The following is a 12570-nucleotide window of genomic DNA, read 5'->3' on the forward strand; positions in this document are numbered from 1 at the left end:
ACCGCGACCAGGCTCATAGATTTACGTATCTCGACAAACGCCTTGCTGACGGAAAACACGGTGACTCCTGTCACGAAACGGGTGGATTATCTCAGGAAATTGGCTATTGGTGGGGATAGATGTTTCTTAATGGTTAAAAAGTAATTAAAAAAACTGCCGAACTGTGAATGTAATCGCTTTCCTGAAAGAAAATTACGTAACCCTTTCAGTGGGAATCGATTCATCTCGCGCGTAAAAAACTTGACGCCAGGAGCGGCGGGGGTGAAAACCCCCGGCGAAGCGCCTGGCGGAGGGGACGATTAGTGAAGCTGGGGATCGGCCGGGGAAGCGTTATTGCGGATTTCAGCAATATCCATGGCGTTGAAGAGATAGTGATTGCCGCAGTAATCGCAGTGCATATCAATTTCGCCCTCGTCTGCCAGGATGCTATCAATTTCTTCATCCGGCAGGGTCTTCAGCGCGCCCGCACAGCGTTCGCGGGAGCAGGTACATTTGAACTCCACGTTCTGCGGATCGTAAACCGTGACCTCTTCTTCATGATACAGGCGCCACAGAACATCGTTAGCCGGCAGGGTGAAAAGCTCCTCGGCCTTGATGGTCTCCGTCAGGGTCGCCAGGTGCTCGAAATCTGCGGCCTGAGCGTCCTGCGCCGGCATCACCTGCAGCAGCATGCCGCCGGCCATCGGTTTTCCGTCATGTTCACCGGTGCGGATGATCAGGCGGGTCGGCAGCTGCTCCGAGCGCTGGAAGTAATCTTCCAGGCAGGCGGCCAGGGTTTCGCCTTCCAGGCCGACGACGCCCTGATAGCGCTCGCCCTCATCCGGGGAGATGGTAATGACCAGATAACCGTTACCCACCAGCGTTTTCAGATCGGCATCTTCCGGGATCTCGCCCTGGATGCGCGCGACGCCGCGCAGCTGCTGCTGGTTGGTGCCGTTAATTACCGCCAGAGAGAGGGGGCCGTCGCCCTGCAGCTGCACGGTAATATCGCCGGCAAACTTCAGCGTTGCGGTCAGCAGGCTGGTAGCTACCAGCAGCTCCGCCAGCACGGTTTTGACCGGCTGCGGGTAGCTATGGTTAGCCAGAATTTGTTCCAGCGTTTCTGAAACGGTAACCAGCTCGCCGCGCACGGCATAGTTTTCAAACAGGTAACGATGTAATTGATCGTGTTGAGTCATAATAGTCTCTCTTGCTGGCAACAGCGCTGCCTGGAGTTCAGGCCGTTATTCACTATCGCCGTGTTTAAATCTCATCAGGTCGCGGCGCTCTTTCTTGTCCGGACGTCTGTCGGGATGCGGCATGGTTAGCGCGTTCATTTTGCGCGCCAGCGCCATTTTTTCGCGTTTCTCGATGCTCTCTACCGTCTCTTCGTACAGCGCGACGGCTTCGCTGGCGGGCCGGCGCTGTTCAGTCATGCCTTTTACGACGACGGTGCGTTCGTCGTTGCCCTGGCGTAGCGTCAGGGTGGCGTCCAGCTCGACGATTTTTCCAGGCTTGCTGCGCTGTCCGTTATAGTGCACCTTGCCGCCTTCAATCATCTCGCGCGCCAGCGCACGGGTTTTATAGATGCGGGCTGCCCAAAGCCATTTGTCCAGCCTGATGGCGACGACGGGCTTCTCTTTCATGGCCTCTCCTTATTGCGTCAGCGAGGGGATCAGGCGCCGGTAATCATTCATGCCAGGATGGCGGGCGTAGCGCTTTTCCGCCAGCCCGGAATCAGGATTGGTCACCCCAAGACAGTAGCGAATGCCATACTGCGCTGCCGCATCGAGGATCGCCTCGTTGTCATCAACAAACAGCGTTTTATGCGCATCGAAGCCGGTTTCCTCAGCCACCGCACGCCACAGGCGCTGATCCTCTTTCGGATAACCAAATGTGTGGGTGGAAAGCAATAAATCAAGGTGTGCATCAAGACCGGTGTGCTTGAGCTTGACCGCCAGGTTGTGCGGATGGGCGTTGGTCAGCAGGATCCGCCGCTTGCCGCTGGCTTTGAGAGCGTCAAGGAACGGTACGGTATCTTCGCGCAGGGCGGCTTTTGGCCCCTGTTCGCTGGTCATCGCACGAATATCCAAATTCAGGCGCTCGCTCCAGTAGTCAAGACAGTACCAGTTTAGCGTATGCTGCACCGCGTGATACTCCTGGTGCATCGCTTCTCTGGCCTCCTGCAGGTTAAGGCCGCGGGCGGCGCCCCAGGTTTCCGGAACCAGCTTTTGCCAGAAATAGTTGTCGAAGGCGAGGTCGAGCAGGGTGCCATCCATATCCAGCAGAACGGTATCAACCTCCTGCCAGGCGATATCAAAGTGCATGGTGAGTCTCCAGCGAGGGGAAATGCGCGACAGGTTAACACACCCCGTCGCGCAAAGGATTACTCGTGATGTTCCGGCGAGGAGATGAGTACCGGGTTCAGGCAGCTTTCATAATACTTCTCAATTTCTTCCATTCGCTGGCGATGGCGCTGGTAGCGGCGGATCGCCAGCACGCCGTGCCAGGACATGCAGCCGAGCATCGCCAGCAGCAGCAGCGTCGTGCCGAGATAGCGCCACAGCCCTGAGCGATCGGGAATGCGGTGCAGATTGATATGCTGCGTGCCGTTGGCATCGGTATAGAGATTGGTGACGATGCCCTCGGCGTGGAAAGGCGTATGCATCAGCATTCCGGCCAGCCGCTGCAGCTCGCCCCACTGATCGTGGGCAGGGTAATCATACAGGCTGACGGTTGGCCACGGCTGGCTGACCAGATCGCTGCCCTCATCGCTGGCGATTAAAAAACCGCCGGGAGCCGGGCTGTTCAGCGCCTGCGCCGCGCGCGAGGTTTCGCGGATCACGAACGGCGCCGTGGAGGTGGTCACCAGGTTTTCCAGCGACTCGGCGCTGACCGGGCGTAGCAGCACGTTGATGCCGTCCAGTTTGCCCGAGCTGGCGCGTTTGGTCAGGGCATCCCAGCTGCGCGTATTGCCAAGGTTGACCAGCGCATTCTTCAGGCGCGTGCAGTCATCTTGCGCCGAGCACAGGCTATTGGTTTTGATAACGATATCGCCAAAATCATCCAGCAGCACCATTCCTGATTTCTGAATGGCCGAGCGCAGCGCCGGGCTAACGCGTGAATCATCGTCCGGGTCAGGATGCAGCTGGCGCTGGACGGACTGCATCAGCGCGGTGGCTTTGCCGACGATGTCGGACTCCGGCAGCGGCAGGGGAGGGGCATCGTTCCAGACGATTTGCGAGCAGTCAAACGGCATAAACGGCGAGTTCTCTTTTTTTGCCGTCCAGGTATCCGGAGTGTGGATATTGCACATGCCGGTGCCCTTCAGCCGCAGGGTATCGCCGATGCGGACCTGCGATTTCTCTAGCTGAGCAACGGTCGTCGCTTCGATGGTCTGCGCGCCCTTGAGCCACGAAAGCGTGAATTTAAACGGCATATTCAGCGGCACGCTGGCCCACAGCATCACCACCACCAGCAGGGCGCCGGCGGCGATAATGGCGCTGCGTAGCCAGTACTGGAGCGGGAAGTGCCTGACCTCATCGTGTAGCGACAGGAAGCGTCCCTGGCGCGCGACGTGACGGCTGAGGTAGATATCGACATCCGTTTGCTGGCCGAGATCCTGGGCAATCCAGGGCTGCCAGTGGCGGGGATAGATAAGGTCGATGATCCCCAGGGAGATATTATTGATGTGCTCCTGATCGTTTTCACCAAACAGACCCCAGCGTTTTGGCATTCCGCGCAGGCAGTGGATCTCCCGCAGGGAGTTTTTACGCGGCGGAGCATACATCCCCCACAGGCCAGCGAACAGCAGCAGGAGCCCGCCGCCGAGCAGCCAGGGAGTGAAAACGTAGGGGCTGATCAGGCTGAAGTAAAACAGCAGGAATGCGGCGACTATCAGCACCGCCTCGCGCAGACCGTCGGGGCGGCTAAGCGCATGCTCTTCGGCGGTCTCCTGGCGAATATTCAGCAGCTCTACCTGCTCACTCTCTTCACCGCGGATGGAGGCCTGGGTAGCCGACACCCTTTCAAGCGCGTAGCCGCGGGCCTCCTGCGGGTAGTCGCTGAGCGCGTGGCCGTTGAGGGCAATAACCAGCGGCAGGCTGTCGGTTGGGATCAGGTCGACGCTATTTTCGTCGTTGATGTGCTGTTCCCAAAACGGCGGAAGGTGAACCTCCACCGAATCAAGGAAGTAGCGCCATTTGTTCGGATCGTCGGTGGTGATGCCGTAGCGGGTGATGGCCCGGGTTACCGTAATAACGGTCTCGCTCTGCGCGTTCAGCGTCAGAGAGACCGGCGCAACGCTGGCACCGGTAGCCGGTATCTTCTGCGCCTGGCTGAGCCCCTCGAGATACTTTTCTACCGCCCGGCGCTCCTCGGCGGAGAGCTTGCGCGTAGCGGCATCGCTGAAGGCGTGCAGTAAAGGGAGGCGACGACGTCTGGCATGCGCGCGATACCACCACCCGATCAGCAGTGCGCAGAGCAGCAGTGCCGTGAAGAAAATCAGAAAGGTGCCCATGCCCATCCCATCATAGTTATTCTTTTCTTAGCGGTATCGTTGGCTGCCATTAACACTCAAAAGCCATCCTTCAGGATTATGTTACCTGCGATTATGGGTCTGGGAAGAGCGCGAAATCCTCGGGTACGCTGGGTACGCTTCGGTTTCTGCGCGCTATCCGCTCAGACTGCCGGCGACACTTACGCCCGACGGGAGAGGCTCGTCGCGTGAGCCTGCAGTTTGCTACCGGCAGATATTGTGTAAGTAAGGGAAAATTTATTGTGCGTTACAGCAGCATACAAGCTTATCAAAAACGTTAAAATGCAGGAATCGGTAAATTCTCAAATACATTTCAACCTATTGACTTTTTTATCTTTATGATTCTCTCATTGAGCGCTGATACGTTGCAACTATGTAAATTAGTGGCGAATTGAATTGCCGAAAGCGTGCTCCATATCGCACAATGACCTCTGTAATCACAGCATAGACCGATGACGATGAGCAAATCATTACAAAAACCCACCATTCTCAATGTTGAAACGGTAGCGCGTTCGCGTCTTTTTAACGTTGAAAGCGTGGATCTGGAATTCAGCAACGGCGTGCGCCGCGTTTATGAACGCATGCGGCCTTCTACGCGTGAAGCCGTGATGATTGTGCCGATTGTCGATGACCATATTATTCTGATTCGCGAATATGCGGTAGGAACGGAGTCCTACGAGTTAGGTTTCTCGAAAGGGCTGATCGATCCGGGTGAAAGCGTGCTGGAAGCGGCCAACCGCGAGCTGAAAGAAGAGGTTGGCTTCGGCGCGCAGAAGCTGACGTTTCTGAAAAAGCTGAGCATGGCGCCGTCCTACTTTTCCAGCAAAATGAATATCCTGGTTGCCGAAGATCTCTATCCTGAGTCGCTGCCGGGCGATGAGCCGGAACCTTTACCGCAGGTGCGCTGGCCGCTTTCCGAGCTAATGACGCTGCTGGACGAAGAAGATTTTAACGAAGCGCGCAACGTCAGCGCGCTGTTCCTGCTGCGCGAATGGCTGCAGGCGCAGGGGCGGCTGTAGGCCGAAGCGCGCCTCGAGGCGACGCGGGGCATCGCCCGTACGAATGGATGAAAAAGAAAAAGCGCCCGCAGGCGCTTTTTTTGTCAGAACAGCTCGTGGGTCTCTCCCCCACCGTCGGTGAGGGTCGTCCCCACTTCATGCACCGCCTGCTGGGTGGGCTGCGTGCCGTCGATAAAGTACTCCGCACGACTATTACCGCCGCTGGCCAGCTGGCCGGTGCTGCGATCGATATTCACCGTGACGATGCCAGACGGCGGCGTTAGCGGCTCTTCCGGCACGCCTTCAAGCACTCTCTTCATAAAGTCATCCCAGGCCGGCTGGGCGCTTTTTGCCCCGCCTTCGTAACCGGAGATCTGCTCTTTAATGGCGCCGGAAGCGGTTGTACGGCCCAGATCGCGTCGGTGGTCGTCAAAGCCAATCCATACTGACGTCACGACGCCTGGGCCATAGCCTGAGAACCACGCATCTTTCGAGCTGTTGGTGGTCCCCGTTTTGCCGCCGATATCGTGGCGCTGTAGATCGCGGCCGGCGCGCCAGCCGGTTCCCATCCAGCCCGGTTCGCCGAAGATGTTGCTGTTCAGCGCGCTTTTAATCAGGAAGGCCAGCGGCGTATTAATCACGTGCGGCGCGTACTCCGGCGCTCCGCTCTGGGCCACCAGGGCCTGGTTCGCCTGCTCAAGCTGCGGCTGCGGCGGCACCGCCGGGTTTTGCGGATCTTCAGAGGTCGCGACCTCTTCGACGTCTTTATTCTCCAGTACGTTGGACTTCGGCGTATCGCCGTAAATCACCGGGGAGTTGCACTGCGGGCAGGCAACTTTCGGCCGCTCTTCGAAGATGACGCCGCCCTGATCGTTTTCTATCTTGCTGATAAAGAACGGCGTAATCAGGAAACCGCCGTTAGCCATCACCGAGTAGCCGCGGGCAACCTGCAGCGGCGTAAACGAGGCAGAGCCCAGCGCCAGCGATTCGGTGTGCACGATATTCTGCGCCGGGAAGCCGAAGCGCTGCAGATATTCCGCCGCGTAATCAACGCCCATCGCGCGCATCGCGCGAACCATCACTACGTTTTTCGACTGTCCCAGCCCCTGACGCAGACGAATAGGGCCCGCGTACTGCGGCGGGGAGTTTTTCGGCTGCCAGTCAGAACCCGCGCCGGCATCCCAGCGGGAAATGGGCACATCGTTGAGCATGCTCGCCAGGGTTAGGCCTTTATCCATTGCCGCGGTGTAGAGGAACGGCTTAATGTTCGACCCCACCTGACGCAAGGCCTGAGTGGCGCGGTTAAACTTGCTCTGGTTAAAGTCGAAGCCGCCGACCAGCGCGATAATGGCGCCATTTTGCGGGTTAATGGAGACCAGCGCCGAGTTCACGTCCGGCACCTGCGACAGCCACCAGCTGCTGCCCACCTGGCGGACCCAGATCTGTTGTCCCGTCTGCACGACGTCGGTCACTTTGCGCGGCGTCGCGCCCTGCTGAGTATCGGAGATAAAGCGCCGGGCCCAGCGAACGCCCTCCATATTGAGCATCACCGAGGTGCCGTCGCCGAGCAGCGCAACGGCTTCCTGCGGATTAGCCGACGTCACGACCGCCGGAGAGAGCGGCCCGGAGCCGGGCTGATTTTTCAACGTGGCGATGATTTTCTTGCTGTCCCACGGGGTTTCGCCCACTTTCCACAGCACCGCTGACGGCCCGCGGTAGCCGTGGCGCATATCGTAGTCCAGCACGTTATTGCGTACCGCCTGCTGGGCGGACTGCTGGTTTTTACGGGTGATTGTGGTGTAGACGCGATAGCCGTCTTCATAGGCCTTTTCACCGTAGCGGTTAACCATCTCCTGGCGCACCATCTCGCTGAGGTACGGCGAGGAGAAGGCGATTTCCGGCGCATGGTATCGGGCATCGATCGCTTCCCCGCGCGCCTGGTCGTACTGAGGCTGCGTGATATAGCCTTCGCTCAGCATACGCGCCAGCACCACGTTGCGGCGGGCGGTCGCGCGGTCCAGCGAGTACAGCGGGTTAAAGGTCGACGGCGCCTTCGGCAGGCCGGCGATGACGGCCATTTCGCTCAGGCTGAGCTGCTCGACCGATTTACCAAAATAGACCTGCGCCGCGGCGCCAACGCCGTAGGCGCGATAGCCGAGGTAGATTTTATTGACGTACAGCTCAAGGATTTCATCTTTGCTCAGCAGCTGCTCGATGCGGATCGCGAGGAATGCCTCTTTGATCTTACGCATCAGCGTCTTCTCCGGGCTCAGGAAGAAGTTACGCGCCAGCTGCTGGGTGATGGTGCTGGCGCCCTGCGACGCATGGCCGGAGAACATGGCGATGCTGGCCGCACGGAAAATACCGACCGGGTCGACGCCATGATGCTCGTAAAAACGGCTGTCTTCGGTGGCAATAAACGCTTTGAGCAGCTCAGGCGGCATTTGTTGCAGGGTTACGGGAATACGGCGCTTCTCGCCATATTGCGCAATAAGCTCGCCATCCGCGCTGTAGACCTGCATCGGGATCTGCAGGCGCACATCCTTCAGGGTCGCGACGTCGGGGAGCTGTGGCTCAATATATTTATAAAGGCCAAAAATCGAGCCTGCACCCAGCAGAACGCAACAGACTGCAAGGATGAATAGATACTTTACGAACTTCACCGGAGATTTCCCATTTAGTTTTATTTGGGCAGTTTATAAACAAACGCGCGGTAGTATAAAGGCAAGCCTGGTGCATTGATAGAGCTCAACCGTAACGGCGGATAAGGAGATATCACCATGGCTTTCAGGAACTGGCGAATAGGGATGCACATCCAGCAGGATAAGATAGCGATCGTGGCGCTGCGGTTTGAGCGCTCCCGCTGGGCGCTGTGCCGCTGGTGGCATATCGCGCTGGCACCCGGCATCGTCCGGAATGGACAGGTGGCTGATGGCATGGCGCTGGCCGAGCGGCTGCGCGGCTGGCGACGAGAGCTGCCGCTACAGCATCAGGTGAGTATCGCGTTTCCGGCCAGCCGAACGCTGCAAAAAAGAGTCCCGTCACCCCAGCTCTCTCTGCGTGAAAGCGAGCAGGCGATGTGGGCAGCCAGCGCTATGGCCCAGCAGCTGGAAATGCCCGCCTCCTCATTATGCGTCGATTATAGCGCATCCTCGGTCGCCAACGAGTGGCGGGTGACTGCCGCTCAGCGGCTGGATATCGACGCCCTACGCCAGCTTGCCGCCCGGCTAAAGCTCAGGGTTAGCGCCATTGTCCCGGATGCCAGCGCGCTGAGCGCCTTTTTCCCCTGGCTACCGGCGGAACTATCAGGCCTTGCGTGGCACGATGAAATGCACTGGATATGGGCTTTGCCGGATAGCTGGGGCAGCTGCCCGCGGGCTGAAGTCGCCGCATTTGCTCAGCTCTCGGCGCGATTAAACGCCCGGCAGCTCGGGCTTTGTTCGACCCGGCCTGCCGACGAATGTCGCTTTGACCCGTGGAGCGTGATACATCGCCTGCAGCCTCCGCTCCCCTCCTGCGGCGACAGCTTCGCCGTGGCGCTGGGCCTCGCGCTGGGAGTGCACTGAGCGTGGCGCAGGCTATCAACCTTCTTCCCTGGCGAGCCGCGCGTCGGCGGCAGCGGCTGCGACTTTGGCTACTCTCCGCCGGCGGGCTGCTGCTGGGCCTGCTGCTGGCGCTGTCGGTTTCCCGGACGTCGCGCGAGGCTGACGACAGGCTCGAAGCGGTGAGATTAGCCGCCGAAAATCAGCTTTATGCGGCACTCCAGCAGCGTGAACGCCTGATGCAGGAGCAGCTCCAGCAGCATGAAAAGCAGCGCTTGCGCCACCAGCAGCGGGAGCTGACCCGAGCCTGGCAGCCGCGGCTGGGCAGGATTGCGTCGCTGATGCCGGAACAGGCCTGGCTGACCCGGCTGGAGTATCAGCAAAACACCCTGACCCTCAGCGGCCTGACCCTACGCCTGAACGCCCTATCGGCGCTGGAAACCGCGCTGACGACGGTCGATGGATTTCGGCCGGCCAGAACCGGTGAAACCCGGCGCGATACCGGTGGCCGCTGGCTGTTTAGTTTTTCCCTTGCAGGAGAACGCCTTTATGCGGGCACTTATTGAGCGCGGGAAGGCATCACTTTTCCCTCTGCGCGGCGGCTGGCTAACGCTGGCGATCGCCTTGCCGCTTACTCTCACCGCCGGTTTGTGGCTGATATCTCCGCCGCCGGCGCAGGAAAGCGTTCGCTCGGATCGTCTGCGCCAGCAGTGGCTGAAGCTGCTGCCGCTGCGGGTAGCCCTTGCCCGGGAGGCGGTCGCCGGGCCCGCGAGGCGGGTTTTTTCCCCGCTTCATCTGCCGGTCGATGGGGCGGCGCTAATTGCCTGGAAACCCGCAGGAAAAGGCGGGGAGATGGTGCTTGAGCTGCGCTGGCCGTCGGTACCGGCGCTGTTTTCCTGGCTGGCAGACTGCGGGATGCGGGTTGCAGCGTTTTCGCTACAGCCGCAGAAGCAGGTGCTGCGGCTGAGCCTGCAGCTGGAGGCCGAAGATGCGGAGTAAAGGGTGGCGCCTGGCGCTGCTGCTGTCTGTGCCTCTGCCGCTGGCCGGCGAGGCGCGTGACCCCTTCCAGCCGGCGGAAGATCGCTGTCAGGTGGCGGCGCTGACCCAGTGGCGCTACGGCGGGGCGATAGGCTCCCCGCAGCTGTGGATCGGTATCCTGCAGGACAGCGCGGGAAAGTGGCGTCGGGTGAGGGTAAACGACACCCTCGCGGCCGGCTGGAAGATAAGCCTGCTGACGGCGGAAAAAATCGAAATAGCGACGGGGCCGGGATGCGATCCTCTGCACTGGCGCTGGCTGCGTGAGGAGAAAAAAGATGCGATGGATAAGCCTGTTATTTCTGCTGCCGCTGGCGGCAGCGGCGGCCAAAAAAGAGCCGCCGATCTCTCTGGTGGTCGATGAGGCCCCGGTGGTTCAGGTGCTACAAACGCTGGCGGCGCTGCGGCAGCAGAATCTGGTGGTCGCTTCCGACGTGAGCGGGACGCTCTCGCTGCACCTGCACAACGTTCCCTGGCAGCAGGCGCTGAGGTCAGTCGTCGATAGCGCCGGGCTGGCGTTCAGCCAGCAGGGAACGATTCTGTACGTGCATACTTTGGCGTGGAAAAAAGCGCAGCAGGCGCAGCTTGAATCCGATCGCGCAAAGCGAAGACAGAATCTCCCCCTGCAGCGGCATAGCATCGTGCTGCGCTATGCCGATGCGGGCGAGCTGGCGAAGGACGGCGACAGGCTGCTCAGCCCGCGCGGTAGCCTGACCGTCGATAGGCGCACCAACCGGCTGCTGATTCGGGACGACGCTGAGCATCTGGCCGCGCTCAAGAGCTGGGCTCTGGAGATGGATCTCCCCGTCGGTCAGGTAGAGCTGGCGGCGCATATTGTCTCAATGAGTGAAACCAGCCTGCGCGAGCTGGGGGTTAAATGGAGCCTGGCTGAAGCCAGCAGTATGCCAGGTTCAGGCCAGTTTACTGGGCTGGGCAGCCAGCTGGCGGTAGGCGATGCCAGTACGCGCACGGGCTTTAATATCGGGCGCATCAACGGGCGCCTGCTGGCGCTGGAGCTGTCGGCGCTGGAGCGAAAGCAGCAGGTCGACATCATCGCCAGCCCGCGGCTGCTGGCTTCCCATATGCAGCCCGCCAGCATCAAGCAGGGGAGCGAAATACCCTATCAGGTTTCCCGTGGAGAGAACGGCGCAACGTCGGTCGAGTTCAAAGAGGCGGTGTTGGGAATGGAGGTGACGCCAACGGTGCTGCAGCAGAACCGTGTGCGCCTGAAGCTGCGAATCAGTGAAAATACGCCGGGTCAGGTGCTGCAGCAGGAAAATGGCGAGGTGCTGGCGATCGATAAGCAGGAAATTGAAACCCAGGTTGAGGTGAACAGCGGTGAAACCCTGGCGCTGGGAGGGATTTTTTCACAAAAAAACAAATCTGCCCGCGACAGTATTCCGCTACTCGGCGATATTCCTCTGCTGGGTCAGCTGTTTCGCCGGGACGGGAAAGATAATGAGCGACGCGAACTGGTTGTCTTCATTACCCCACGGATTCTGGCAGTGCATTAGGCGTTTTTCTTGCTAAACACGTTTCAGGTGTTTGACGTGAGGACGGATTTAGCATACAAGGGGTACCGATTTGAGAGTCGGGTTCGGCATCAATCCTCCCTTTTTGTCCGGTGATTTATTCTCATAATCGTTCAAGACGTATTGAGGCGGTAAGCAAGTTCACCCCCAGAAACATAGCTAGCTATGCACCTGGAGGCGAATAAGTGCAGCCAACGGTGAGGTAGTTTGAATAATGAAGCGTATATTCAGTTGCCAAACCTGCCGGAGTATTGAGATAATTTTTAGTCTGACTCTCGCTCTATTGCATATGAGGTTTCAGTTCATGTCCTGCCGCGCTGGGTATTCGCGAAGCGGGTTTATCATTAACGAATAGTCTTAGTAGTACCGAAAAAATGGCAGAGAAACGCAATATCTTTCTGGTTGGGCCTATGGGTGCCGGCAAAAGCACTATTGGGCGCCAGTTAGCCCAACAGCTCAACATGGAATTTTACGATTCCGATCAAGAGATTGAGAAACGCACCGGCGCTGACGTTGGCTGGGTCTTCGATGTTGAAGGCGAAGACGGCTTCCGCGATCGTGAAGAAAAAATCATCAATGAATTGACGGAAAAACAGGGAATTGTGCTGGCAACAGGCGGCGGCTCTGTAAAATCCCGTGAAACGCGTAACCGTCTCTCCGCCCGCGGCGTGGTGGTCTACCTGGAAACAACGATCGAAAAACAGCTTGCCCGTACGCAGCGCGATAAAAAGCGTCCTCTATTACAGGTTGAAGCGCCGCCTCGCGAAGTGCTTGAAGCGTTGGCAGACGAGCGCAACCCGCTGTATGAAGAGATTGCTGACGTCACTATTCGTACTGACGATCAGAGTGCGAAAGTGGTGGCAAACCAGATTATTCATATGCTGGAAAGCAATTGATTCTGGCTTAATAAAGTGCGTCAGAGTAAAAGCAACTGAGGTGGACGTCGC

Annotated in this window: 12 protein-coding genes; 7 read left to right on the plus strand and 5 right to left on the minus strand. The window is 58.8% G+C overall.

All coding sequences use genetic code 11. From position 1 onward, the window contains the following. Positions 1 to 299: 299 nt before the first annotated feature. Genes hslO through MMW58_RS01755 form a run of 4 tightly spaced genes read right to left on the minus strand, consistent with a single transcriptional unit; the run spans position 300 to position 4498 of the window. Positions 300 to 1178: an Hsp33 family molecular chaperone HslO gene (hslO, locus tag MMW58_RS01740; RefSeq protein ID WP_095105292.1), complete on the minus strand. Its 879-nt coding sequence runs from the start codon at positions 1176 to 1178 to the stop codon at positions 300 to 302. A 45-nt stretch (positions 1179 to 1223) separates the two neighbouring features. Further along, positions 1224 to 1625 carry a ribosome-associated heat shock protein Hsp15 gene (gene hslR / locus MMW58_RS01745; protein WP_133600043.1) on the minus strand — a complete coding sequence of 134 codons (402 nt, stop codon included), beginning with the start codon at positions 1623 to 1625 and terminating at the stop codon, positions 1224 to 1226. Between the two features lie 9 nt (positions 1626 to 1634). Further along, positions 1635 to 2306 carry a GMP/IMP nucleotidase gene (gene yrfG / locus MMW58_RS01750; protein WP_076946148.1) on the minus strand — a complete coding sequence of 224 codons (672 nt, stop codon included), beginning with the start codon at positions 2304 to 2306 and terminating at the stop codon, positions 1635 to 1637. 59 nt (positions 2307 to 2365) lie between these two features. Continuing rightward, positions 2366 to 4498 carry an intracellular growth attenuator family protein gene (locus tag MMW58_RS01755; RefSeq protein ID WP_241722670.1) on the minus strand — a complete coding sequence of 711 codons (2133 nt, stop codon included), beginning with the start codon at positions 4496 to 4498 and terminating at the stop codon, positions 2366 to 2368. Between the two features lie 476 nt (positions 4499 to 4974). On the opposite strand from MMW58_RS01755, the gene nudE reads away from it, so the two are divergent. Next, complete coding sequence (gene nudE, locus MMW58_RS01760; protein WP_041147478.1) at positions 4975 to 5535, plus strand: ADP compounds hydrolase NudE; 561 nt, start codon at positions 4975 to 4977, stop codon at positions 5533 to 5535. Positions 5536 to 5618: 83 nt separating this feature from the next. Here the strand turns inward: nudE and mrcA are convergent, their stop codons facing one another. Beyond that, complete coding sequence (gene mrcA, locus MMW58_RS01765; protein ID WP_133600041.1) at positions 5619 to 8177, minus strand: peptidoglycan glycosyltransferase/peptidoglycan DD-transpeptidase MrcA; 2559 nt, start codon at positions 8175 to 8177, stop codon at positions 5619 to 5621. A gap of 117 nt (positions 8178 to 8294) precedes the next feature. Between mrcA and MMW58_RS01770 the strand changes: the two genes are divergently transcribed. From MMW58_RS01770 to aroK, 6 genes are all read left to right on the plus strand, one after another. After that, positions 8295 to 9080, plus strand: a complete 786-nt coding sequence (locus tag MMW58_RS01770) for a type IV pilus biogenesis protein PilM (protein WP_241722671.1) — start codon at positions 8295 to 8297, stop codon at positions 9078 to 9080. A 2-nt stretch (positions 9081 to 9082) separates the two neighbouring features. Then, positions 9083 to 9622, plus strand: a complete 540-nt coding sequence (locus MMW58_RS01775; protein WP_241722672.1) for a PilN domain-containing protein — start codon at positions 9083 to 9085, stop codon at positions 9620 to 9622. Next, positions 9606 to 10055, plus strand: a complete 450-nt coding sequence (locus tag MMW58_RS01780) for a HofO family protein (RefSeq protein WP_241722673.1) — start codon at positions 9606 to 9608, stop codon at positions 10053 to 10055. Before MMW58_RS01775 ends, MMW58_RS01780 begins: the two co-directional genes overlap by 17 nt. Further along, positions 10045 to 10455, plus strand: a complete 411-nt coding sequence (locus MMW58_RS01785) for a HofP DNA utilization family protein (protein WP_159237893.1) — start codon at positions 10045 to 10047, stop codon at positions 10453 to 10455. The genes MMW58_RS01780 and MMW58_RS01785 overlap by 11 nt, the downstream gene beginning before the upstream one ends. Next, positions 10370 to 11605, plus strand: a complete 1236-nt coding sequence (hofQ, locus tag MMW58_RS01790) for a DNA uptake porin HofQ (RefSeq protein WP_133600037.1) — start codon at positions 10370 to 10372, stop codon at positions 11603 to 11605. Before MMW58_RS01785 ends, hofQ begins: the two co-directional genes overlap by 86 nt. 392 nt (positions 11606 to 11997) lie before the next feature. Then, the gene (gene aroK, locus MMW58_RS01795; protein WP_004868452.1) at positions 11998 to 12519 is read left to right on the plus strand and encodes a shikimate kinase AroK; all 522 of its coding nucleotides are present in this window, start codon (positions 11998 to 12000) and stop codon (positions 12517 to 12519) included. The last annotated feature ends 51 nt before the right edge of the window (positions 12520 to 12570 follow it).

Source organism: Klebsiella sp. HC6 (assembly GCF_022605325.1).
Taxonomy (GTDB): domain Bacteria; phylum Pseudomonadota; class Gammaproteobacteria; order Enterobacterales; family Enterobacteriaceae; genus Klebsiella; species Klebsiella terrigena.

Coding starts and splice junctions, on each gene's coding strand:
- MMW58_RS01785 (WP_159237893.1), top strand. CDS start 10,045: ATGCGGAGTAAAGGGTGGCGCCTGGCGCTGCTGCTGTCTGTGCCTCTG.
- MMW58_RS01770 (WP_241722671.1), top strand. CDS start 8,295: ATGGCTTTCAGGAACTGGCGAATAGGGATGCACATCCAGCAGGATAAG.
- aroK (WP_004868452.1), top strand. CDS start 11,998: ATGGCAGAGAAACGCAATATCTTTCTGGTTGGGCCTATGGGTGCCGGC.
- hofQ (WP_133600037.1), top strand. CDS start 10,370: ATGCGATGGATAAGCCTGTTATTTCTGCTGCCGCTGGCGGCAGCGGCG.
- MMW58_RS01755 (WP_241722670.1), bottom strand. CDS start 4,498: ATGGGCACCTTTCTGATTTTCTTCACGGCACTGCTGCTCTGCGCACTG.
- hslR (WP_133600043.1), bottom strand. CDS start 1,625: ATGAAAGAGAAGCCCGTCGTCGCCATCAGGCTGGACAAATGGCTTTGG.
- yrfG (WP_076946148.1), bottom strand. CDS start 2,306: ATGCACTTTGATATCGCCTGGCAGGAGGTTGATACCGTTCTGCTGGAT.
- hslO (WP_095105292.1), bottom strand. CDS start 1,178: ATGACTCAACACGATCAATTACATCGTTACCTGTTTGAAAACTATGCC.
- nudE (WP_041147478.1), top strand. CDS start 4,975: ATGAGCAAATCATTACAAAAACCCACCATTCTCAATGTTGAAACGGTA.
- MMW58_RS01780 (WP_241722673.1), top strand. CDS start 9,606: ATGCGGGCACTTATTGAGCGCGGGAAGGCATCACTTTTCCCTCTGCGC.